Origin of the sequence: Blautia aquisgranensis (genome assembly GCF_040096615.1) — a bacterium.
In the GTDB taxonomy this organism is placed as follows: domain Bacteria; phylum Bacillota; class Clostridia; order Lachnospirales; family Lachnospiraceae; genus Blautia_A; species Blautia_A aquisgranensis.
In genome coordinates this window covers 146,309-170,469 of sequence record NZ_JBBMEJ010000001.1, presented here as the reverse complement: position 1 = coordinate 170,469, position 24,161 = coordinate 146,309, and the positions used below count along the sequence as shown (strand labels likewise).

Annotated in this window: 20 protein-coding genes; 16 read left to right on the top strand and 4 right to left on the bottom strand. The window is 44.5% G+C overall.

Annotated elements, in window-relative coordinates; genetic code table 11:
- Nucleotides 1-36 precede the first annotated feature (36 nt).
- The 3 genes from WMO28_RS00815 to WMO28_RS00805 form a co-directional block, all read right to left on the bottom strand.
- Nucleotides 37-831, bottom strand: coding sequence for an ABC transporter ATP-binding protein (locus WMO28_RS00815; RefSeq protein ID WP_349055801.1), 795 nt, complete (start codon nucleotides 829-831; stop codon nucleotides 37-39).
- Between the two features lie 2 nt (nucleotides 832-833).
- Nucleotides 834-1,748 (bottom strand): ABC transporter permease, encoded by a 915-nt coding sequence (locus tag WMO28_RS00810; protein WP_349055800.1) that lies wholly within the window; start codon nucleotides 1,746-1,748, stop codon nucleotides 834-836.
- 88 nt (nucleotides 1,749-1,836) lie between these two features.
- Entirely contained in the window at nucleotides 1,837-2,814 is a 978-nt protein-coding gene (locus WMO28_RS00805; protein WP_349055799.1) for an ABC transporter substrate-binding protein, read from the bottom strand.
- A 206-nt stretch (nucleotides 2,815-3,020) separates the two neighbouring features.
- Between WMO28_RS00805 and WMO28_RS00800 the strand changes: the two genes are divergently transcribed.
- From WMO28_RS00800 to WMO28_RS00725, 16 genes are all read left to right on the top strand, one after another.
- Nucleotides 3,021-3,785: an N-acetylmuramoyl-L-alanine amidase gene (locus tag WMO28_RS00800; protein WP_349055798.1), complete on the top strand. Its 765-nt coding sequence runs from the start codon at nucleotides 3,021-3,023 to the stop codon at nucleotides 3,783-3,785.
- Nucleotides 3,786-3,919: 134 nt separating this feature from the next.
- Nucleotides 3,920-4,513, top strand: coding sequence for a YdcF family protein (locus WMO28_RS00795; RefSeq protein WP_349055797.1), 594 nt, complete (start codon nucleotides 3,920-3,922; stop codon nucleotides 4,511-4,513).
- Between the two features lie 208 nt (nucleotides 4,514-4,721).
- Entirely contained in the window at nucleotides 4,722-6,518 is a 1,797-nt protein-coding gene (locus WMO28_RS00790; RefSeq protein ID WP_349055796.1) for a hypothetical protein, read from the top strand.
- 59 nt (nucleotides 6,519-6,577) lie between these two features.
- On the top strand, nucleotides 6,578-6,928 hold the full coding sequence (locus WMO28_RS00785; RefSeq protein ID WP_349055795.1) for a TIGR04086 family membrane protein: 351 nt from the start codon (nucleotides 6,578-6,580) through the stop codon (nucleotides 6,926-6,928).
- A gap of 81 nt (nucleotides 6,929-7,009) precedes the next feature.
- The gene (gene scfA / locus WMO28_RS00780; protein WP_015524633.1) at nucleotides 7,010-7,150 is read left to right on the top strand and encodes a six-cysteine ranthipeptide SCIFF; all 141 of its coding nucleotides are present in this window, start codon (nucleotides 7,010-7,012) and stop codon (nucleotides 7,148-7,150) included.
- 143 nt (nucleotides 7,151-7,293) lie between these two features.
- Entirely contained in the window at nucleotides 7,294-8,658 is a 1,365-nt protein-coding gene (gene scfB, locus WMO28_RS00775; protein ID WP_349055794.1) for a thioether cross-link-forming SCIFF peptide maturase, read from the top strand.
- A gap of 15 nt (nucleotides 8,659-8,673) precedes the next feature.
- Entirely contained in the window at nucleotides 8,674-11,091 is a 2,418-nt protein-coding gene (gene secD / locus WMO28_RS00770; RefSeq protein ID WP_349055793.1) for a protein translocase subunit SecD, read from the top strand.
- 184 nt (nucleotides 11,092-11,275) lie between these two features.
- Complete coding sequence (recJ, locus tag WMO28_RS00765) at nucleotides 11,276-12,994, top strand: single-stranded-DNA-specific exonuclease RecJ (RefSeq protein WP_349055792.1); 1,719 nt, start codon at nucleotides 11,276-11,278, stop codon at nucleotides 12,992-12,994.
- A 154-nt stretch (nucleotides 12,995-13,148) separates the two neighbouring features.
- The gene (locus WMO28_RS00760) at nucleotides 13,149-13,673 is read left to right on the top strand and encodes an adenine phosphoribosyltransferase (protein WP_178644686.1); all 525 of its coding nucleotides are present in this window, start codon (nucleotides 13,149-13,151) and stop codon (nucleotides 13,671-13,673) included.
- Between the two features lie 82 nt (nucleotides 13,674-13,755).
- Nucleotides 13,756-16,086 (top strand): RelA/SpoT family protein, encoded by a 2,331-nt coding sequence (locus WMO28_RS00755; RefSeq protein WP_349055791.1) that lies wholly within the window; start codon nucleotides 13,756-13,758, stop codon nucleotides 16,084-16,086.
- Between the two features lie 22 nt (nucleotides 16,087-16,108).
- Nucleotides 16,109-16,735, top strand: a complete 627-nt coding sequence (locus tag WMO28_RS00750; RefSeq protein ID WP_178645333.1) for an MBL fold metallo-hydrolase — start codon at nucleotides 16,109-16,111, stop codon at nucleotides 16,733-16,735.
- Nucleotides 16,707-18,236 (top strand): coproporphyrinogen dehydrogenase HemZ, encoded by a 1,530-nt coding sequence (gene hemZ, locus WMO28_RS00745; RefSeq protein ID WP_178645332.1) that lies wholly within the window; start codon nucleotides 16,707-16,709, stop codon nucleotides 18,234-18,236. The genes WMO28_RS00750 and hemZ overlap by 29 nt, the downstream gene beginning before the upstream one ends.
- Nucleotides 18,237-18,256: 20 nt before the next feature.
- Complete coding sequence (locus tag WMO28_RS00740) at nucleotides 18,257-18,892, top strand: HD domain-containing phosphohydrolase (RefSeq protein ID WP_178645331.1); 636 nt, start codon at nucleotides 18,257-18,259, stop codon at nucleotides 18,890-18,892.
- On the top strand, nucleotides 18,825-20,078 hold the full coding sequence (hisS, locus tag WMO28_RS00735) for a histidine--tRNA ligase (protein WP_349055790.1): 1,254 nt from the start codon (nucleotides 18,825-18,827) through the stop codon (nucleotides 20,076-20,078). The genes WMO28_RS00740 and hisS overlap by 68 nt, the downstream gene beginning before the upstream one ends.
- Nucleotides 20,079-20,120: 42 nt before the next feature.
- On the top strand, nucleotides 20,121-21,926 hold the full coding sequence (gene aspS, locus WMO28_RS00730) for an aspartate--tRNA ligase (RefSeq protein WP_178645329.1): 1,806 nt from the start codon (nucleotides 20,121-20,123) through the stop codon (nucleotides 21,924-21,926).
- A 6-nt stretch (nucleotides 21,927-21,932) separates the two neighbouring features.
- Nucleotides 21,933-22,688, top strand: a complete 756-nt coding sequence (locus tag WMO28_RS00725; RefSeq protein WP_349055789.1) for a TSUP family transporter — start codon at nucleotides 21,933-21,935, stop codon at nucleotides 22,686-22,688.
- Nucleotides 22,689-22,801: 113 nt separating this feature from the next.
- Here the strand turns inward: WMO28_RS00725 and WMO28_RS00720 are convergent, their stop codons facing one another.
- The gene (locus WMO28_RS00720) at nucleotides 22,802-23,980 is read right to left on the bottom strand and encodes a hypothetical protein (RefSeq protein ID WP_349055788.1); all 1,179 of its coding nucleotides are present in this window, start codon (nucleotides 23,978-23,980) and stop codon (nucleotides 22,802-22,804) included.
- Nucleotides 23,981-24,161: the final 181 nt, after the last annotated feature.

Below are 24,161 nucleotides of genomic sequence, written 5' to 3'. Positions count from 1 at the left end.
TTCTTCTATATATTAAGATAGATTCTTTAGTATTTTTCAGCTGAGAAGAGCAGAATCATTGGAGAATTCTTCTCCGCTGGCTTCCTCGAATTTGTCAAGAAGATCTTTGACTGTGAGCTTTTTCTTTTCTTCTCCCTGGATATCCAGGATGATCTTTCCTTCCCACATCATGATCAGACGGTTTCCGTGAGCGATAGCATCTCGCATGTTGTGGGTGATCATCATGGTTGTAAGGTGATCGCGGTTTACGATCATATCGGTAATTTCAAGAACCTTGGCAGCTGTCTTAGGATCGAGGGCAGCAGTGTGCTCATCGAGAAGAAGCAGCTGAGGCTTTTTGAGGGTAGCCATCAGAAGCGTCAGAGCCTGACGCTGACCACCTGAGAGAAGACCAACCTTTGAGGTGAGACGGTCTTCCAGTCCAAGTCCCAGGATTTTAAGAAGTTCATGATATTCTTCCCGTTCCTGACGGGTAATACCTGTGCGGAGAAGACGAGGCTTACCGCGGCGTTTAGCAAGGGCGAGATTTTCTTCAATTCCCATGGTTGCAGCAGTTCCTGTCATAGGATCCTGGAATACACGGCCAAGATATGCTGCTCTTTTATATTCGGAAAGCTTTGTAACATCAGTTCCGCCGATAATGATCTTTCCGGAATCTACCGGCCAGACACCGGCAACTGCGTTCAGCATGGTGGATTTACCTGCACCGTTTCCACCGATAACTGTAACAAAATCGCCTTCATTGAGGTGAAGATCCACGCCGTTTAATGCTACCTTCTGGTTTATGGTGCCCGGGTTAAAGGTTTTATGAATATCGATAAGTTCCAGCATGATTATTTACCTCCCTGTTTGGCTTTTGTGAAATATTTGCCCTTCCAGTATGGGAAAGCAAGGAACAGTGCAACAACAAGAGCAGAAAGCATTTTCAGAAGGTCGGTATCGATTCCCATCCAGATGACTACCTGGAGTACCAGATAATAGAGAATGGAACCGAAAACAACGCTTAACAGCTTCAGTGCAAAGTTGCGGAAAATGCGGCTGAAAATAGCTTCTCCGATAATAACTGCAGCAAGTCCGATAACGATGGAACCACGTCCCATGTTAATGTCCGCAAATCCCTGGTACTGTGTAAGGAGTGCACCGGAAAGTGCTACCAGTCCGTTGGAAAGCATCAGGCCAAGAACCTTATTGCGGTCTGTATTGATACCCTGTGCACGTGACATGCTTGGGTTGCAGCCGGTTGCACGTAAAGAACAGCCGAGCTCTGTTCCGAAGAACCAGTAAAGGATCGCGATCAGAATAACGATCATTATAGCAACGATGAAAAGTGTGTTCTGCGTGAGAGCAACACCTTTAACACGGCGAAGGGAGACAAGCAGGTTATATTTGTCAACATTGATCGCCTGGTTTGCTTTTCCCATGATCTTAAGGTTTACAGAATAGAGGGAAAGCTGTGTCAGGATTCCGGCAAGAATCGCCGGGATTCCCATAAAGGTGTGGAAGATACCGGTTGCAAGACCTGCAAGAAGTCCGGCACCTGTTGCGGCCAGCATGGACACCCATACATTGTGTCCACTGAGCATCATCATGATGCATACGGCGCCGCCTGTACATAAGGTTCCGTCTACGGTAAGATCGGCGATATCAAGAATACGGAATGTTATGTATACACCGATTGCCATGATTCCCCAGATAAGCCCCTGTGCGGCAGCTCCCGGGAGTGCAGTGAATAAACTCATGATCTGCATATAAAATTTCCTCCTCTTTTTTATGCACGAACAGCGAGAAGGAGATTTCCCTTCTCGCTGTATCAGTACATAACGGGTTTTTTACTGATTATTCAGCTGTTTCTTCTGTTGCGATTGCTTCGTATCCGTCTGGAATTTTGATGCCCAGCTCATCACAGATATCTTTGTTGTATTCTTTTGTGAATTTCGGAGCATATTCGATAGCCATCTTGGAAATATCTTTGCCATCCTGAAGGATGCTGACTGCCATTTCACCGGTCTTGTATCCAAGATCATAGTAGCTGATGGAAAGTGTTGCAACACCACAGCTCTGGCAGATACCTTCTTCACCTGCGATTACCGGAACTTTTGCCGGAAGGCAGATGTTGTTGATGATCTCTGTGTTGGAAGCTACAGTATTATCTGTCGGTACGTAGATCACGTCGCTGTCATTGGCAGCTGTGGTAACAACAGATGAAAGGTCATTGGAATCAGAGAATGCGTAATATTCGCATGTGTATCCAAGCTTCTCAAGAGCATCTTTAACTGTATCAACCTGATACTGGGAGTTCGGTTCTGCGGAGCAGTAGAGAAGTCCTACATTCTTGGCATCCGGGAAAAGTTCGTGGAGCATATCAGCCTGCTCATCAAGTGGAGCAAGGTCAGAAGTTCCGGAAATGTTTCCGCCGACTGTTCCGTCGAAATCATCAATTCCGAGAGCAACACCATACTCGGTAACAGCTGTGCCAAGGATCGGAATATCGGAAGTTCCGGCAGCAGCAGCCTGAAGAGATGCAGTTGCATTGGCAAGGATCAGGTCAGTTCCCTCAGAGACAAAGCTGTTGATGATCGTAGAACAGGTATTGGAATCACCCTGTGCGTTCTGCTCGTCAAATTTTACAGAATCACCCATTTTTTCGGTGATGGCATCCTCGAAACCTTTGGTTGCTGCGTCCAGAGCATTATGCTGAACCAGCTGGCAGATACCGATGGTATAAGTCTTTTCTTCTTTCGCACTTACGGTAGCTGCACAGGTTCCTGTTACAAGAGCAGTTGCAAGTACAGCTGTTAAAACACGCTTTTTCATATTGTTTTTCCTCCTCACGATATGGCTGCATCTGTAAAAATGCAACACTGATTGTATTAATATAGCACTTTAGCGCTTAAAAGTCAAGAAGAATTAACGCGGAAATGTAATGACCTGCACAAACCATAAAAAACTCATTAATGTTCACAGGAAAAGAAGAAATACATATCCTATTATGAACACACATGCATTTTAGGAGAAGAAATATGGCATATAAAATCGTTCTTGATGCAGGCCATGGTGGAGAAGATCCGGGTGCTGTTTATAAAGAAAGAAAAGAAAAAGACGATAATCTGAAGCTGGCGCTTGCAGTCGGAAAACTTCTGGAAGAGAATGGAGTGGATGTGGTTTATACAAGAACTACGGATGTCTACCAGACTCCTTTTGAGAAGGCACGTTTTGCCAATGAGGCAGGAGCCGATTATTTTATTTCTTTTCACAGAAACAGCGGAGAGGAACCTGGAAAATACAATGGAGTGGAAGTGTTGGTTTATGATAAAAAAGGTATTAAATATCAGATGGCTGAAAATATCGTAGGAGCGTTGGGTGAATTGGGGTTCAAGGAACTGGGAGTGAAAGAACGTCCCGGACTGGTAGTGCTTCGAAGAACAAAGATGCCTGCACTTCTTATAGAAACAGGATTTATCAATTCGGAAAAAGATAATCAGCTTTTTGATGAAAAGTTTCATGAAGTTGCCAGAAGTATTGCAGATGCGATCCTTGGCACACTGGACGAAGAAACGGTTGAGACACCGTTGTATTACAGAGTTCAGACAGGCGCTTTCCGAAAAAGAGAAAATGCGGATCGAATGCTGTATCAGTTGACGGATCAGGGCTTTCCGGCTTTTATACTGAAAGAAAATGATCTTTATAAGGTGCAGACAGGTGCGTATCTTCAGCTTGGAAATGCGGTGAACATGGAACAGCGGCTGAGAGATGAGGGATACAGTACAGTGATCGTGACAAAATAGAAATATGCGGATGGGAGAAAATGAAAAAATAAATTTGTCAATGCTCATGTCAGGGAAGCATGTTATTATTATAGATAAAATGAACATGAAAAGATAAAAATATTCTGAAATACAGAAGAAAGGATACAGGGAAAATGTACGGGGAATTTCTGAAACAGATAGAGGATTTTATTTTTATAGAAGATAAGCCTGAAAAGGCAGATGTGATCTTTATTCCGGGAAATGGTTATCCGCAGATGGCAGAGCGGGCGGCGCAGCTTTACCGGCAGGGCCTGGCCCCAAAGGTTCTTCCTAGTGGAAAATACAGCGTTACATTAGGAAAATTTGCGGGTGTTCTGGATAAAAGAGATGGTTATAATGGGAATTATGAAACGGAATGGGGATTTTTGAAAGATGTTCTTATAAAAAACGGAGTGCCGGAATCTGCAATCCTTAAAGAAGAACAGGCAACCTTTACTTATGAAAACGCGATCTATTCCAGGCAGGTTACTGACAGAGAGCACCTGGACATTCAAAAGGCGATTCTCTGTTGCAAAACCTGTCATGCAAGACGTGCTCTAATGTATTATAAATTGCTTTATCCGGATACAGAATTTTTTGTGAGCTCATGTTGTGTGGATTCAATAGATAAGGATACATGGAGAGAGACAAATGAGGGAATTGATGAGGTAATGGGGGAAATAACACGAATAATCAAACAATTTTCGCTGATGCTTAAAAAAAATTAATTTGGGGGTGTCGTAAAAAAAGGAATTGTGTTATAATGCTTTTGACGAAAAAACGAAATATTTGTTACGAAAGATTAACAAGATATTAATTTTTGGAGAAATATTAGTTCGGGCGCGTGATAAATGCGTTCGATATTTTATATAAAAGAATTTTCAGACATATGAGAGATATAAAGCAAAGATTTTGAATATAGAGGTGCAGATTATTATGAAAAAGAACACAAAGACTACTTTCAGCAAAAGTTTTTCAATATTGGCAGTAGCAGCTTTATCTATGACACTTATTGGTGGACAGACATTTCCGACTTACGCGGGAAGTACATCCGGTATTGAAGCTGGCGCGGTAATTCCGGACAATATCACGATTGACAGCCCGACGGCTTTGTCTAATGTGGCACTTCCATCTAACTCTTATGGAACACTTTCATGGGTGGATGGTTCTTATGTACCGGAGAAGAGAGTACAGTCCTGTGCAGTTGTGTTTAAACCGTCAACAGATACAGAATTTTCCGGGCTTCCGGGCTGGGATAGCAGTTCAGGGACGCTTACAGGCTATGTGACTGTGGTGGTCAGTAGTATTGATGATTTTAAAGAATCTGAAAGTAATAGTAGCGGTACAGATTATAAAGAAGTCTATGATAAGGATGAAAATAATAACGCGGAAGCTTCTGATGAAAGTAGTACAGACAATGAGAATACTTCCGATGAGAAAGCCGGAAATGATTACGCAGATAAGAGTGGAATATCTGAAGACAGCGATGCAGACTCCGAACAGAATGGTGGGAAGGCAGATTCGGATGTGATAGAGGATCCGGCTGATCAGAAGGTAGATGATGAGAATGTAGGAAATATCAATAATAAAGATATTTTTGATAAAGAAGACGGAAATCAGAAAGGTGAAGTTGCAGAAACTCCTGAAGTAACAGAGATTCCGGACACAACAGAAACTCCTGAAATAACTGTAACGCCATCACAGGTAGCGGATTCTGAGACAACTGATGATTCAGAACAGGATAAGGACAGCGTTGAAGAACCGGAAATAACAGAAGCTCCTGAAATAACAACAATGCCATCAGTAGATGATAGTATATCCGAGGATAAAGATAATAGGACAGAGCCAGATAAAGAGGATAAAGCTTCTGAGATAACAGAAATTCCTGAAATAACAGAGATTCCTGAAATAACAGAGATTCCGGAAGATAATAACAATATTTTTGACAGGAAAGACGAAGAAGAGGATAAACGTCCACAAAATGCAGCGACAGATCTGACAGACACCGAGAAAGAGCAGACCGCAGTACAGAATCATACCTGTGACGGAATTACGGTTTCCGGTATTGACCTTCCATGGTATGTTCAGTTTCGTGTTTCCGGTGGTGATGATTATGAGTTTACCAATGAAGAGGATGCAACGATCTTTAAGTCTTATGAATTTGAGCTGTGGGATACCCAGAAGAATACAGAGTATAAGATTCCGGATGGCGAATATATCAGTGTGACAGTTCCTGTTAAGGCCGGTTATACATATTCCATCGAGCATCTTCTGGATAATGGAGCTATGGAAACAATTATTCCGAGCGTTGACGGAGATACTATGACATTCAGCACACATTCTTTCAGTCCATTTGGAATCGCCGGAAGTAAATCACTGGTAGGCCCTGATGCCGGAAGTGACAGCAGTACTACAGTGACACCGGCGGCTGATACAGCTTCCATTGATACCTCACAGTCTGCAAGTACGGCAGACACAGATGTAGCGGAAAGTGCAGATACAGATTTGGATACATCTGATAATCTTTCATCTGGCAGTGCGGATCCGGAAGCCTCTTCTTCACAGGACAGCAGCACTTCTGATGAAGGGTCGGAGGAAGCATCTTCACAGACGACATCTAAAAAACAGGTAAATACAGGAGATACCACACAGATTCTTCCATTTGTGATTCTGTTTGTAGCAGCAGCTGTTGTGGCAGGAGTTGCAGTATTCCTTAAAAGAAGAAAGAAATAAGATAAACAGAGAATAACGACAAAAGCCTTCCCATATAATGACCATGGGAGGGCTTTTTTATGAAAGTAAAAGCAGTATTGTGGTCGTTACTTCTGGCCTATGGAATTACAGGTTGTCTGCTGCTTGTTCTTGCTTTTATTCTGTTTCGCCTTGAACCGGGAGAAGGGATAGCAGCAGCGGGAATTATCTTTATTTATGTAGTTTCCTGCCTGATCGGAGGTTTGGCTGTCGGCAGATTTATGAGAAAAGACAGATGTTTGTGGGGAATCGTTACGGGGCTTTCCTATTATCTGTTACTGCTTCTGGTTTCCTTTCTGGCACAGGGAAAATGGGATATGACTTTTTCGCATGCAGTGACGACTTTTTTCATGTGTCTGGGTGGCGGAGCACTTGGTGGAATGCTGTCGTAAAAGCTTGCAAAAAAATACTTTGAAAATCAGTAATTTTATGCTATACTAGGCGGAGATAGAATACATAAAGGAGGATATATCATGGAACATATCAAGACATTAAATACAAAGAACCTTCAGAACACGGTTAAGAAGGGTGGATGTGGCGAATGTCAGACATCCTGCCAGTCTGCTTGCAAGACTTCCTGTACAGTAGGAAACCAGAGCTGCGAGCATAAATAAGAAGCAGCCGTTGAATGAGTGGAAAGCAGCGGATCTTCCGCTGCTTCACTTGTCTTATCTGAAGTAACAGGTATCCAGCAAAACGCGCCGGAGGGCGCGTTTTGTCGGGTTATGAAAAGATTTTTAGAAAGGATTGCGGGAAGATGAGTCTGATTCACCGTTATCAGAGTAATGGATATAATATTGTGCTGGATATCAACAGCGGCTGCATCCATCTTGTAGATGAAGTAACCTATGAGGTGCTGCCGTATCTTGAGGAAGGCATGGAAGCGGATGCGATAGCAGAGAAACTTGGTGACCGCTTTAAGAAAGAAGATGTGGAAACATCTGTAACTGAATGCAAAAAGCTCCAGGAACAGGGAATGCTTTTTACAAAAGATATTTATGAGAACATCATTGATGAGTTTACAAAGAATCGTCAGACTGTTGTGAAAGCCCTTTGTCTTCATATTGCTCATGACTGTAACCTGGCATGCAGATATTGCTTTGCCGAGGAAGGAGAGTATCACGGAAGACGTGCACTGATGTCCTTTGAAGTAGGAAAGAAAGCACTGGATTTCCTGATCGCGAACTCCGGCTCCAGAAAGAACCTGGAGGTGGATTTCTTTGGCGGCGAGCCTCTTATGAACTGGCAGGTTGTTAAAGATCTTGTGAAATACGGAAGAGAGCAGGAGAAGCTTCATAATAAGAAGTTCCGTTTTACCCTGACAACCAATGGAGTCCTTCTCAATGATGAGGTTATGGAATTCTGTAACAAAGAGATGGGTAACGTAGTTCTGAGCGTGGATGGAAGAAAAGAGGTTCATGATTACATGCGCCCGTTCCGTAAAGGAGCAGGAAGCTATGATCTGGTCATGCCGAAATTCGAGAAATTTGCAGAGTCCAGAAATCAGGACAAGTATTATGTAAGAGGAACTTTTACACATCATAATCTTGATTTTTCCAAGGATGTCCTGCATCTGGCAGACCTTGGCTTTAAACAGATTTCTGTGGAGCCGGTTGTAGCTGCAGATACAGAGGATTATGCGATCCGTGAGGAGGATATTCCTCAGATTCTGGAACAGTATGACATTCTTGCAAAAGAAATGATTAAAAGGGAAAAAGAAGGTAAAGGGTTTAATTTCTTCCACTTTATGATCGACCTTACCGGCGGCCCATGTGTATATAAACGTCTTTCCGGGTGTGGCTCAGGAACAGAATATCTGGCTGTAACACCATGGGGAGATTTTTATCCATGTCATCAGTTTGTCGGTGAGGAACAGTACCTTATGGGTAATGTAGACGAGGGAATCACAAAGCCTGAGATCGTAAAAGATTTCGGCAGATGCAACGTCTATACGAAACCGGACTGCAAGGACTGCTTTGCCAGATTCTATTGCAGCGGTGGCTGTGCAGCGAACGGCTACCATTTCGGCGGAGATATCCGGGGGAATTATAAGATCGGATGCGAACTCCAGAGGAAGCGTGTGGAGTGCGCTATCATGATAAAAGCTGCTTTGGCGGAATAAGAGAGGAAAAAGAAAATGAAGAAAAGTAGAGGAATTGCAGTGCTGCTTCTGACGGCAATCGTCACAGTATTCTTCTGCTATGTGGCTGCAGTGGGCATTGGCCCTACAGGTACAGGTTCGGCTAAGAATATCAATACCGGACTTGATCTTGCCGGCGGTGTCAGCATCACATACCAGGCGAAGGACAGCAATCCGAGCAAGGAAGATATGTCCGATACTGTATATAAGATGCAGCAGCGTGTTTCTCAGTACAGTACTGAGGCACAGGCATATCAGGAAGGCTCCAACCGTATTACTATTGAGATTCCGGGAGTATCAGACGCGAATGCGATCCTGGAAGAGCTTGGAAAGCCAGGTTCTCTGTATTTTATCGATCAGACAGATGCAGACGGAAACCAGAACTTTACAACAGGAAACAGCGAAAGCGGATATGTTCTTGCAAGAAGCATTGAAGATATTCAGAAGGCAGGCTCTGTTGTACTGGAAGGTACAGACGTTGCAGATGCTGAGGGAGGAGCTTATCAGGATTCATCCACAAGCTCCCAGAAATATGCAGTCAGCCTGACTCTTACAAAAGATGGAAAAACAAAATTCGCGGAAGCAACCAAGGCTAATGTTGGTAAGCAGATCGCGATCGTATATGACAATCAGGTGTTAAGTGCTCCGAATGTAAACGAGGAGATATCTGGTGGAAAAGCTCAGATCACCGGAATGGCCAGCACAGAGGAAGCGCAGAACCTTGCATCCTACATACGAATCGGTTCCTTAAGCCTTGAGCTTACTGAGCTTCGTTCCAGCGTAGTAGCTGCACAGCTTGGTGAGGAGGCTATTGCAACAAGTGTAAAAGCAGGAGCTATCGGTCTTGTGATCGTTATGCTGATCATGATCATTGCATATCGTATCCCTGGTCTTGTAGCATCTGTTGCACTGATCCTTTATACCACGTTAATGCTGATCACACTGAATGCCTTTGATATCACCCTTACGCTTCCGGGTATTGCAGGTATCATTCTCGGCATTGGTATGGCGGTGGATGCCAACGTTATCATTTATGCCAGAATCCGTGAGGAGATCGGAGCAGGACTTTCTGTTCATGCAGCAATCAAGAGCGGATTCAGCAAAGCATTTAGTGCTATTTTTGATGGAAATATTACAACACTTATTGCAGCCTGCGTACTGATGTGGCTTGGCTCCGGTTCTGTTAAAGGATTTGCCTACACACTGGCTATGGGTATTGTGATCTCCATGTTCACAGCACTGGTAGTATCCAGATTTGTGATCAACGCAGTGTATGCGATCGGTGTCCGTGATCCGAAATTCTATGGTGTAGCCAAAGAACGTAAGGTTATTGATTTCCTTGGAAAGAGAAAACTGTTCTTTGCACTTTCCATTATCCTGATCCTCTGTGGACCTGTAGGAATGCTGGTACACAGCAACGTGATCGGTGATAAGGCAATGAATTACAGCCTAGAGTTCTCAGGCGGTACTTCCACGAATGTAACCTTCAACAAAGAGATGGATATCAAAGAGATCGACTCTGAGGTAACACCGGTTGTTGAGGCAGTAACAGGAGATAAGAATGTACAGCCTACAAAGGTACAGGGAACTAACCAGGTGGTTATTAAGACACGTTCTCTGGATCTCAGTGAGCGTGAAGCACTGAACAAGGCACTGGAAGAGAATTTTGATGTGGATACAAGCCTGATCACATCTGAGAATATTTCAGCGACAGTCAGCAACGAGATGAGAAGAGATGCGATTGTTGCAGTTATCGTTGCAGCGATCTTTATGCTTCTCTATATCTGGTTCCGCTTCAAGGATATCCGGTTTGCAAGCAGCGCGGTACTTGCACTTTTGCATGATGTTCTGGTAGTACTTGCATTCTATGTTATTTCCAGAACTTCTGTGGGAAATACATTTATCGCGTGTATGCTGACGATCGTCGGTTATTCTATCAATGCGACTATCGTTATTTTCGACCGTATCCGTGAGAATATGAAGGGCAGAAAGAAAGTTGCAGATGAGAAACTGAAAGAGATCGTAAATACAAGTATCACAGAAACTTTGACACGAAGCATTTACACATCTCTGACAACCTTCGTTATGGTTGCGATCCTTTACGTTATGGGAGTTTCTTCCATTAAAGAGTTTGCCGCACCTCTGATGGTAGGTATCATCGGCGGAGCATATTCTTCTGTATGCATTACAGGCGCACTGTGGTATACAATGAAGACTTTTGGCAGAAAAACTTTTGCAGCTCCGGCTGCAGCGGCAACATCCGCACAGGCTTCTACTGATAAAAAAGTGAAACAGCCATCCGGACAGCCAGCTGCTCCACAGCAGCCAAAAAAGAAAAACCGTAAAAGAGTTGCAGAGCGTCTTGCAGCGCAGGAAGCAGAAAAGCAGCAGAACGGTGAGGATAAAACAGAATAAAATTTATTGAAAAGCGTTCCGCATCGGGAGAATCTTCTTTCCCGGCGGAACGTTTTTTGTATTAAAAAGATATGGTAATGGATATCAGGAAAAACTTGCGGAAAAACTGCCTTATGAGTTACAATAGCGCTATTGCGTCACTTTGCAGAGAAAAAGCAGTATAATCTGCTGAGGAGGAAATAACATGGAAAGATGGGTAGTCGCAGCAAAACGAGCAGATTTTGCTGCAATCGGAAATGAATTTGGAATTGATCCGGTAATTGCCAGGCTGATCCGGAACAGGGATGTACAGGATAAAGACGAGATTCGGAAATACCTTTATGGAACACAGGATGAACTGGCTTCCCCACATCTTATGAAGGATGTGGATAAGGCGGTAGAAATTCTGCGAAATAAAATAAAAGAAAAAAAACGGATCCGGATCATTGGTGATTACGATATTGATGGCGTAGTTTCTACATTTATTCTACTCAAGGGACTTAAACGCGTGGGTGCACTGGCAGACACCTATATTCCGGACAGGGTAGCAGATGGATATGGAATCCATGAGCATCTGATCGAAAGAGCTGTGGAAGACGGAATAGATGTGATCGTTACCTGCGATAATGGAATTGCAGCGTACAATGAGATCAAAATGGCGAAAGATAAGGGAATGACTGTTATTGTAACGGATCACCATGAGATTCCCTATAAAGAAACGGAGAAAGGGCGTGAACTAATTCTTCCGCCTGCAGACGCGATCGTCAATCCCAAACAGCCGGATTGCAGCTACCCGGAAAAAAGATTGTGCGGAGCCGTAGTTGCGTTAAAACTTGTGAGTGTGCTTTATGAAGCCTGTGGAATTCCGGAAAAGGAGCTGGAAGATTTTCTGGAGCTGGGAGCAATCGCTACGGTAGGAGATGTAATGGATCTGCAGGGAGAAAACCGTATTCTGGTAAAAGAGGGACTGCGAAGGCTTGCACATACCTCTAACAAAGGTCTTCGTGAGCTGATCCGTGCCAACGGACTTGAAGATGGAGAGATTACAGCTTATCATGTGGGATTTATACTGGGACCGTGTATCAATGCCAGCGGACGGCTGGATACAGCTGCCCGTTCCCTGAAACTTCTCTGCGCGGAGACGGAGGATGAGGCGGCGAAGCTGGCGGGAGATCTGACAGCGTTAAATCAGAGCCGTAAGGCACTTACAGAAGAGGGAAAAGAAGAAGCGATCCGTATCGTGGAAGAGACAGAAATCGGAAAGGATCGGGTTCTTGTGATTTTTCTGCCGGACTGCCACGAGAGTCTTGCAGGAATTATTGCCGGACGTATCCGGGAAAAGTACAATAAACCGGTCTTTGTTCTGACAAAAGGCGAGACTGCGGTAAAGGGAAGCGGACGCTCCATAGAAAGCTACTCCATGTTTGATGAACTGGTAAAATGCGATGATCTTATGGAACAATACGGCGGCCATCCGATGGCGGCAGGTCTTTCCATAAAAGAAGAAAATGTGGAAGAGTTCCGCAGACGCTTAAATGAAAACTGTACATTAACAGAAAAAGATCTGATGCCAAAGATCCTTATTGATGTGCCGATGCCGGTTTCCTACATAAAAAAAGAGCTTGTGGAAGAGATATCCCTGCTGGAACCATTCGGAAAAGGAAATACGAAGCCGCTTTTTGCCCAGAAAGGACTGCATGTTTTAAGCAGCCGTGTTCTTGGCAAAAATAGAAATGTGGCAAAGCTTCAGCTGTCGGACAGTACAGGCTGTGTGATCGAAGCGGTATATTTCGGAGAGGCGGACGAGTTTGTGAATGATGTGAAAAACTGCGGAAGCATTGCGGTGACCTATTATCCGGAGATCAACCGGTATCAGGGAAGAGAAACACTGCAGATCGTGATCCGGAATTATCTCATGGAATAGAAAATCTGGAAGAAAAAGTTTGTATACTGGACAATTTGCAGTCAATATGCTGTCGCATTTATGCGAGTTCTGTCGGGTTGCACATTGATTCCATATAGAAAAAGTGATATACTATTTATCATCTGATTGACAAATTACGCCATTGGAGGTTATTATGAAAAAAATAGAAGAATATGTAAGAAGTATCCCGGACTTTCCGGAGCCAGGGGTTATTTTCCGTGATGTTACCAGCATTATTCAGGATGCAGACGGTTTACAGCTTGCAATCGATTCCATGCAGAACTGTCTGAAAGATGTGGATTTTGACGTGATGGCAGGATTGGAGTCCAGAGGATTTATTTTTGGTATGCCGCTTGCCTACAATCTTCATAAACCGTTTGTCCTGGTTCGTAAGGCGGGCAAGCTTCCATGTGAGACAGTTTCCGCAACCTATGATCTGGAATATGGAAGTGCAACGATCGAAATGCACAGGGATTCCATTAAACCGGGTCAGAAAGTAGTGATCGTAGATGATTTGATTGCAACAGGCGGAAGTGTGGAAGCAGCCATCAAGCTTGTGGAGGAGCTTGGCGGTGTTGTTGTGAAGGTTGTTTTTCTTATGGAACTGGCAGGACTGAAAGGACGGGACCGTCTGAAAGGTTATGATGTAGCATCTGTGATCTGTTACGACGGAAAGTAATATTTTTTCTGTCAGGTGGAAGGGGATGTGAGCTGCTGTAGCTTACGGCAGTACGAAATTGTGCACAGGCAGGTGGGATTTAATGGCGGAGACAAAGAATACGGAAAAACAGAACATTGAAGTACAGAAGGAAGAAGAAAAAGAAAAACTGGAGTCTGTCAGGAAGGCAGATGCGGCGGTGAAATCCATGCATGATTTTACAAGCCCGGAGGTGCTTTACCAGGAGCTTATAAAGAGTGTGAAGAAATATCATCCGTCCACAGACATTTCCATGATAGAGAAGGCTTATAAGGTAGCCAGTGAAGCACACAAGGATCAGAAGCGTAAATCCGGTGAGCCTTACATCATTCATCCTCTCTGTGTAGCGATCATCCTGGCGGATCTTGAGCTGGATAAGGAGACCATTGTGGCAGGCCTTCTTCATGATGCAGTGGAAGATACCTGGATGACTTATGAAGAAGTGGAGAAGGAATTTGGTTCAGAGGTGGCGCTCCTTGTAGACGGCGTAACCAAGCTGGGCCAGCTGTCATACTCCAAGGATAAGGTGGAAGTTCAGGCTGAAAACTTAAGAAAAATGTTCCTGGCAATGGCCAAGGATATCAGAGTTATTCTGATCAAGCTTGCAGACCGTCTTCATAACATGCGTACACTGCAGTATATGAGACCGGAGAAACAGCAGGAGAAGGCAAGGGAAACCATGGATATTTATGCACCGATCGCTATGCGTCTTGGTATTTCCAAGATCAAGGTTGAGCTGGATGACCTTTCCCTCAAATATCTGAAGCCGGATGTCTATTATGATCTGGTAGAAAAAGTTGCTCTTCGTAAGAGTGCACGTGAAGAATTTGTCAATGCCATTGTGCAGCAGGTGAAGAAACATATGGAGGATGCCAATATCAAGGCACAGGTTGACGGCCGAGTGAAGCATTTCTTCAGTATTTATAAGAAGATGGTCAACCAGGATAAGACCATTGACCAGATTTATGACCTTTTTGCAGTGCGAATCATCGTAGACACAGTAAAGGACTGTTATGCAGCACTTGGTGTCATTCATGAGATGTACAAGCCGATTCCGGGAAGATTCAAGGATTATATCGCAATGCCGAAGGCCAACATGTATCAGTCTCTGCATACAACGCTGATCGGCCCCAACGGACAGCCTTTTGAGATTCAGATCCGTACTTTCGAGATGCACAAAACCGCAGAATACGGTATTGCAGCTCACTGGAAATATAAGGAAACCTCCGATGGTAAGAAACCGGGTAAGAGCGAGGAGGAGAAGCTGAACTGGCTGCGTCAGATCCTGGAATGGCAGCGTGATATGTCTGATAACCGGGAATTCATGAGCCTTCTGAAGAATGACCTGGATCTTTTTGCAGACAGTGTATACTGCTTTACTCCGCAGGGCGATGTAAAAACTCTGCCTAACGGTTCCACACCGATCGATTTTGCATATAGCGTGCACAGTGCAGTCGGAAATAAGATGGTGGGAGCCAGAGTTAACGGAAAACTGGTACCGATCGAGTACAAGATCAAGAACGGAGACCGTATTGAGATCATCACATCCCAGAACTCACAGGGACCAAGTCGTGACTGGCTGAAGATCGTAAAGAGTACACAGGCCAAGAACAAGATCAACCAGTGGTTCAAAAAAGAGCTCAAGGAAGATAACATCCTGAAAGGTAAGGACATGCTGAATCAGTATGCCAAGACCAAGGGCTTTAAGCCAGGACTTTATACGAAGTCGCAGTACATGGAATCCGTTATGCATAAATACGGTTTCCGTGACTGGGATTCTGTTCTGGCTGCTATCGGACACGGCGGACTGAAAGAGGGCCAGGTGTTTAATAAGCTTGTAGAAGCCTATGAGCGGGAACACAAGAAGAACCTTACAGATGAACAGGTTCTGGAAGCTGCTTCCGAATCTCAGGAGAAGCTGCATATTGCCAAGAGCAAGAGTGGTATCGTTGTAAAAGGCATCCACGATGTGGCAGTCCGCTTTTCCAAGTGTTGCAGCCCGATCCCTGGAGACGAGATCGTAGGTTTTGTGACAAGAGGAAGAGGAATCACCATTCATCGTACGGACTGTGTGAATGTTCTGAACATGCCGGAGATCGATCGGAAACGATTGATTGAAGCAGAGTGGCAGATGCCGGATAAGCCGGATAATGAAAAATATGAGGCAGAGATCCAGGTTTATGCGAACAACCGTACCGGACTTTTGGTTGATATTTCCAAGATCTTTACAGAGAGAAAGATCGATCTTCGATCCATCAACAGCCGTACCAACAAGCAGGAACGTGCGACGATCTCCATGTCCTTTAATGTGTGTAGCAAGCAGGAGCTGAATTCCCTGATCGAGAAGATCCGTCAGGTGGAAAGTGTTATCGACGTGGAGAGAACAACGGGCTGACCCGACAAACGGAGGAGATTTTATGAGCAAGCTTGAAATGCAGCAGTGTGTGCTGGGACAGGTATTTACGAACTGTTATTTCCTGAAGAATAAAGAAACCGGAGAGCTGCTTATTGTGGATCCGGGTGATTATGCACAGAAAGTTTTTCAGAAAGTAAATGACATGCAGGGCAAACCGGTGGGAATCCTTCTGACGCATGGCCATTTCGATCATATTATGGCTGTGGAAGATGTGAAGACGAAATATCAGATTCCTGTTTATGCGTGCCGTCAGGAGGAAGAAATGCTTCAGGATCCGTCGATCAATATGACGATCTACCGGAAGGCCTGTTCTGTGAAACCGGATGTGCTTCTGGACGACGGACAGATCTTTGAGACAGCGGGCTTTTCCATTCAGGTGCTTCATACACCGGGCCATACCAAGGGAAGCTGTTGCTATTATATAAAAGACGAAGGCGTACTTTTCAGCGGAGATACACTGTTTCATGGCTCTGTGGGCCGGACAGATTTTCCGGGAGGAAGTTCCGCTGAAATCGTGAAGAGCCTTCACAGACTTGTGGATACACTGCCTGAGGATACAGAGGTTTTTCCGGGGCATGATACATCCACAACGATCGGTTATGAAAAGAGGTATAATCCATTTGTATAAGATTGGCATTTTATTTCAGAACAGAGATTTTGAGCATGATGTGTATGAGCTGATCAAAGCGTTTTATCCCGGAAGTGAGATCACTTCTCTTTATGAGGAGGATGGAGCGGATTATGATATCCGTTTCCGGGTTTCACGGGATGAGGAAGGCTATGCTGTCAGTTATAGTAATGGAATAGAGAAAGAAACAGCTCATGGGGCTGTGACAGAAGGGCAATCCAGTGGAGAAGCTTCGGATGCCCTTATTTCTTGCGAAGCTTCCCATGATCTTCGAAGAAAATATAAAGATGCGATCAAATATGCGCTTTATAAGATGCTTTCCAGAGTCACCGGAAAAACCCTTCCCTGGGGAAACCTTACAGGTATCCGTCCTGTGAAGATGGCAATGGGAATGCTGGAATCCGGAATGAAAAATCCGGAGATCGCCAGATATATGCGGGAACAGTATCTGGTAAGCCCGGAAAAAACTGCTCTTGCAGTGACGATCGCGAACAGAGAAAGGGATATCCTTAAAAATATTGATTACGAAAACGGTTACAGCCTTTATATAGGTATTCCGTTCTGCCCGAGTATCTGTCTGTACTGTTCATTCAGTTCTTATCCACTGGAGAGATGGCGCAAATATGTAGATGATTATCTGGACGCAGTGGTGAAAGAAATCCAGGCTGTTTCCAAGATGATGACAGACAGAAAGCTGGATACGGTTTATATCGGCGGCGGAACACCGACTACGCTGGAACCGGAGCAGCTTCGTAAGCTCCTTGGTGCTGTCACCAAATATTTTCCATGTGAGAATCTGGAGGAATTTACAGTTGAGGCAGGAAGACCGGACAGCATCACTCTGGAGAAACTTCAGGCTATCCGGGAATTTCCGGTTACCAGGATTTCTGTCAATCCGCAGACAATGAATCAGGAAACGCTGGATATTATTGGAAGACGTCATACAGTAGAGCAGACAAAGAATGCGTTTCATCTGGCGAGACAGGCCGGCTTTGGCAACATCAATATGGATCTGATCGTTGGTCTTCCGGGAGAAGATATTACAAAGGTACAGCACACGCTGGATGAGGTAAAAGCTCTCGGACCGGACAGTCTGACTGTACATTCCCTGGCTGTCAAGCGGGCGGCCAGACTGAATATCTTCCGCGACAAATATCAGGAAATGACTTTTGAGAATAATCAGGAGATCATGAACCTGACGATGAAAACAGCCTACGAGATGGGAATGGGTCCGTATTATCTGTACAGGCAGAAGAATATGAAAGGAAATTTCGAGAACGTAGGTTATTCCGAGGTTGACAAAGCGGGAATTTACAATATACTGATTATGGAGGAAAAGCAGCCGATCATTGCACTGGGTGCAGGTGGTTCCTCCAAGCTTGTGTTTGATCATGGACAGAGAATCGAGCGGGTAGAGAATGTGAAGGATGTTACGAATTATATTGCCCGTATTGATGAGATGATCGAGAGAAAACGCGCAGGTATTGAGAAATGGCTGTAGACTGAAAGGAGAGACGATCCTTGGAAGGTGTACAGAAGATACAGGAAAACTCGCAGGAGAGGATCCTTGAGGTGGACCTTTTTGCGGAGCTTAAGCATGGAGCTGTAGTCAGTAATCTTGCATATGATGTGGCCACGGAGCTTGGACTTCCCGAGGAAGAATGTTATCAGCTGGCGATTGCCGGAATGCTGCATGATATCGGAAAACTGAAGCTGGAGGGATATATTAACGGACAGGAACAGAATCCGATGGTGATCGAGGAGCTGAAATATGTCCGTATGCATTCGACGTTAAGCTATGAGATCTTGAAAGATCAGGGCTATTCGGAGTATGTGCTGGAGAGTATTCTTTATCATCATGAGAACTTTGACGGCAGTGGCTATCCCAGCAATAAAAGAGGCAGAGAGATTCCCATGGGCGCAAGGATCTTAAGAGTATGTGACGTATATGCAGCGTTAAGCTCAGACAGACCATACAGGAAGGCTCTTGAGAATGAGGAAGTCTTAAGGCTTATGATTGAAGAGATTAAAAACTTCGATATGCAGGTATTTCTTGCATTTCAGAGGGCTATTCATAAAGGAGGAAAAAATGGCATTAAAGAAAAAACCGGTTACAGGAATGAAGGATATTTTACCGAAGGAAATGGCAATCCGTAACTATGTGATGAATATGATCAGGGAGACATACGGAACATTTGGATTTTCCGCAATTGAAACTCCTTGTGTTGAACATATTGAGAACCTTTGCAGCAAGCAGGGTGGAGAGAATGAGAAGCTGATCTTCAAGATTATGAAGAGAGGCGAGAAGCTGAAACTGGATACAGCTACATGTGAAAACGATCTCACAGATTCAGGACTTCGTTACGACCTGACAGTACCGCTTTCCAGATATTATTCCAACAATGCAAATGAGCTGCCGGCTCCGTTTAAGGCACTTCAGATGGGAAATGTATGGAGAGCTGACCGTCCGCAGAGAGGCCGTTTCCGCCAGTTTATGCAGTGTGATATTGATATTTTGGGTGAGCCGACATATCTTGCAGAGATCGAGCTTGTACTTGCAACAACAACTCTTCTTGGAAAACTGGATTTCCATAACTTTACGATCCGTATCAATGACAGAAGAATCCTGAAAGCAATGGCACAGTACAGCGGATTCCCGACAGAGAGCTTTGACACAGTATTTATCATTCTTGATAAGATGGACAAGATCGGCATTGAGGGAGTTGCGGAGGAGCTTGAGAAAGAGGGCTTTGCAAAAGAAAGCATTGATACTTATCTTGGACTTTTCCGTGAGATCACCAATGATATTGAGGGTGTCCTCTATATTAAAGAGAAGCTTGCAGATGTTCTGGATGCAGGTATTGCAGATGATCTTGAGACGATCATCAACACAGTGGAATCTGTGAAAACTGCAGATTTCAAGATGTCCTTTGACCCGACACTGGTACGTGGAATGTCCTATTATACAGGTCCGATCTTCGAGATTTCCATGGATGAGTTCGGCGGCAGCGTTGGCGGCGGCGGACGTTATGATGAGATGATCGGTAAATTCACCGGAAACAATACCTGTGCCTGCGGATTTTCCATTGGATTTGAGAGAATTGTCATGCTTCTTCTTGAGAGAGGATATGAGATTCCCACAAAGAATGGCAAGAAGGCATATCTGATCGAGAAGAACATGCCGGCTGACAAGCTTCTGAACATTCTGAAACAGGCTACAGAGGAGAGAAGTGCCGGTACACAGATCAATATCTCTATCATGAAAAAGAACAAAAAATTCCAGAAGGACCAGCTGGCGGCAGATGGTTATACAGAATTTGTAGAGTTCTTTAACAGGGATTAATTTTTATAAAAAAGACTATCACAGTCTGAGGAGGATAAAGAGATGGCTGAAAGCATGCAGGGACTGCACAGAACCTGCCGATGTGCAGAAGTGACCACAGAGATGGTCGGAAAAGAAGTAACATTAATGGGATGGGTGGCGAAAGCCAGAAACAAAGGAGGTCTTGTATTTGTTGACCTTCGTGACCGTTCCGGAATCATGCAGCTGATTTTTGAGAATGGAAGCATTGATGAGGAAGGCTTTGCAAAAGCAGGTAAACTCCGCAGCGAGTTTGTAATTGCTGTAACCGGTACTGTAGAGAAAAGAGGAGGAGCTGTAAATGAGAATCTCGCAACAGGTGAGATCGAGCTCCGTGTAAAAGATCTCCGCGTTCTTGCAGAGGCAGATGTACCGCCGTTCCCAATCGAGGAGAACAGCAAGACAAAGGATGAGATCCGTTTGAAATACCGTTATCTTGATTTAAGAAGACCGGATCTTCAGAGAAATATCATGATGAAGAGCAAGGTTGCCATGCTCACAAGACAGTTCTTCGCAAAAGAGGGATTTCTTGAGATCGAGACACCAATGCTTGGAAAGAGTACTCCGGAGGGAGCCAGAGACTATCTGGTACCGTCCCGTGTTCATCCGGGAAGCTTCTACGGACTTCCGCAGTCTCCGCAGCTGTATAAACAGCTTCTGATGTGCTCCGGCTTTGACCGTTACATCCAGATCGCAAGATGTTTCCGTGATGAGGATCTTCGTGCTGACCGTCAGCCGGAGTTCACACAGATCGATATGGAGCTTTCTTTTGTAGATGTTGACGATGTTATTGATGTAAATGAGAGATATCTTGCATTCCTGTTCAAAGAAGTTCTTGATATCGATGTGAAGCTTCCAATCCAGAGAATCACATGGCAGGAAGCTATGGACCGTTTCGGTTCTGATAAGCCGGACATGCGTTTCGGTATGGAACTTCATGATGTCAGCGATATTGTTAAAGACTGTGGTTTCGGTGTGTTCACAGGTGCTCTGGAGAATGGTGGAAGTGTTCGTGGTATCAACGCAGAAGGCCAGGGTGCAATGCCGAGAAAGAAGATCGACAAGCTTGTTGAGTTCGTAAAGGGCTACGGCGCAAAAGGTCTTGCATACATTGCCATTGCAGAAGACGGAACCAGAAAATCTTCTTTTGCCAAATTTATGAAGGACGAAGAGATGGATGCTCTTGTAAAAGCAATGGATGGTAAGCCGGGAGATCTTCTTCTTTTTGCTGCTGACAAGACAAAGCTTGTATATGATGTACTTGGAGCACTTCGTCTTGAGCTTGCAAAACAGATGAACCTTCTTGACAAGAACGAATACCGTTTCGTATGGGTAACAGAATTCCCGCTTCTTGAATGGAGCGAGGAGGAGAACCGTTTCACAGCTATGCATCATCCGTTCACCATGCTTATGGAAGAGGATCTGCCGCTTCTCGACACAGATCCGGGTAAGGTTCGTGCAAAAGCATACGATATCGTTCTCAACGGAAATGAGATTGGTGGCGGTAGTGTCCGTATCCATCAGGATGATATTCAGGAGAGAATGTTTGAGGCACTTGGCTTCACAAAAGAAGCCGCACATGAGCAGTTCGGATTCCTTCTGGATGCTTTCAAATATGGAGTTCCGCCTCACGCAGGACTGGCATACGGCCTTGACAGACTTGTTATGCTCATGGCAAAAGCAGATACCATCCGTGATGTTATCGCATTCCCGAAGGTTAAGGATGCGTCCTGCCTGATGACTCAGTCACCGAGCCAGGTAAGCGAGGCACAGCTTCATGAGCTGGGACTTGACCTTGAGCCGGAGAAGGAGGAAAAAGAGGAAGAGTAAATAGATATGCAGCCGACAATCTATACATTTCTGATCGTTTGTCCACTTGTATTTCTTGCCGGATTTGTAGATGCTGTAGCAGGCGGCGGAGGATTGATCTCCCTGCCTGCTTATCTTTTAGCCGGAGTTCCGGTACATAATGCGGTAGCTACGAATAAGCTTTCCTCAGCAACAGGAACGCTGATCTCAACCATCCGTCTGTGCAAAAACAATTTTGTGGACTGGATCCTTGTACTGCCGTGTATTCCCATGGCACTTCTGGGATCAACAATAGGAGCACATCTGGCACTTATTGCCAGTGATAAGCTTCTGAGATACATGCTGATTCCGGTACTTCCCATTGTTGCTTTCTATGTACTTCGAAAGAAAAACATGGATGAGCAGGGCGGTGACATTGTCAGAAAAAAACAGATACTGATCTGTGCACTCTGCTCCCTTGTGGTGGGATGCTATGACGGATTTTACGGTCCCGGAACAGGAACCTTTCTTCTGCTGCTGTATACCGGTGCGGCGAAGATGAGTGTGGCAAAAGCTTCCGGAACCATGAAGCTTACCAATCTTTCGTCAAATGTGGCCGCGCTTGTGGTATTTCTGCTCAGCGGAAAGATCGTGATCACGCTGGGAATTGCAGCATCTGTATTTTCCATTGCCGGTCATTATACAGGAGCCGGAATGGTCATGAAGAACGGAAGCAGGATCATCCGTCCGATCATTCTGATAGTGCTGGCACTTTTGTTTATAAAACTGATATCAGGAGTATGATTAAAAATACCGAAAAAACTCCCGTGGAAACCTGGCCTCAGGATCGTTGTGATCCGGAAAAGTCAGGATTTCCGCGGGAGTTTTTTTAAAAAGAAATAATTCAATTAAAAAAATCATTCGTTATCTGCACTGTCAGTGTCAGAAGCATCGATATCTGTCTCAGTGGCTTCTGAAGCAGCTTCCGGAACCGGCGAAGCAGTGAGAGTTCCGAAGATCGCATTCCCAAGCTCTGTGCCTGCATCCTCCAGCTTCCAGGAAGCTCCATCGTTTGTCAGATGAAAAGCAGCAGTAGCTGTGACTGTTGCCTGATTGTTCTCGATGCTGTCAAGAAGCAGCTCGTGGGATTTATCATAGCGTTTCTGTGAACCATCGATCACTGCGTCTGCAGAAGCCAGATATGTATTCAGCTCATTTTCATACTGTGTGAGAATGGAATCGCTGTCAAAAGTAGTCAGTTCCGCATCAACCTCTGCAAGATATCCGGAAACAGAAGATTTTGTTACTTTATAATTAAAGCAGGAATGAAATTGTTTCATAAGAGCAGAAGCAATAGCGTTTTTGGCGGGATCTGAGGTGTTCAGGATAGAATCCAGCCCGAGATAAGCCGCCATCTGCTGTACGTCCATTTCCTGAAGAGTTTTCAGATAGATGGTAAGCGTTTCATCAGGTGGAACAAGGTCGGGATCGGACAGATAGGTAATAAGACCGCCGACCAGGTCGTTTTCAAGTGATGAGCTGTGTGTGATCTCCCAATCAGGCTCAGTGGAAGAACCATGGTTGGTCAGCTGAATGGAAGTGGTATGCTCAATAGTCTTGTAGGTGTTGGCTTTCAGAAGTTTGTGCAAAAGCAGATAGCGCTGTTCCAGTGAGCTCATATTTTCATCAGAAGCTTCTTCACCGGAAGCGGTCTTCAGTATTTCATCTTTGAGGCTCGTGGAGATAAAATCTTTAGCAAGAGCTTCTGCATTTAAAGTTGTAAGCTGCACATGGGCAGAAGCAGTTTCCTGGTTCCGATCAACAGAGATATCCTTAATCTTATAGTCGAAGTTTCGGAAAAAAAGTGAAAAAACTTCTTTTATATCATCGGAGAGTTCGGTGCTGTCATCGGAATCCGGGAAAAGTTCCTGGTACGATATATATTTCATAGTTGTTTCTGAATCCAGATTTTTCAGAAGATTCAGATCTTTTTCGATTGCTTTCTCTGCAGATGTTTTTGCTGAGTGGGAGCAGCCGCATACAAAAACGGCCAGAAAAACAAAAAAGAAAGCCAGCAGATGTTTCACTGTCTTCATATCGTTCTTTCCTTTCAAAAAAATCACTATCCATTTTATCAGATGTTGACTGAAAAGTCAAAAATGTATTAAAACTATACGATTTTTATGAAAAAACGGTGAAAAAATTGTGAAAACTGCATCGTTTTTGGCAAAGACTTTTCTTTTTGGACTTTATCTGCTATGATGATTAGGCAGCAGG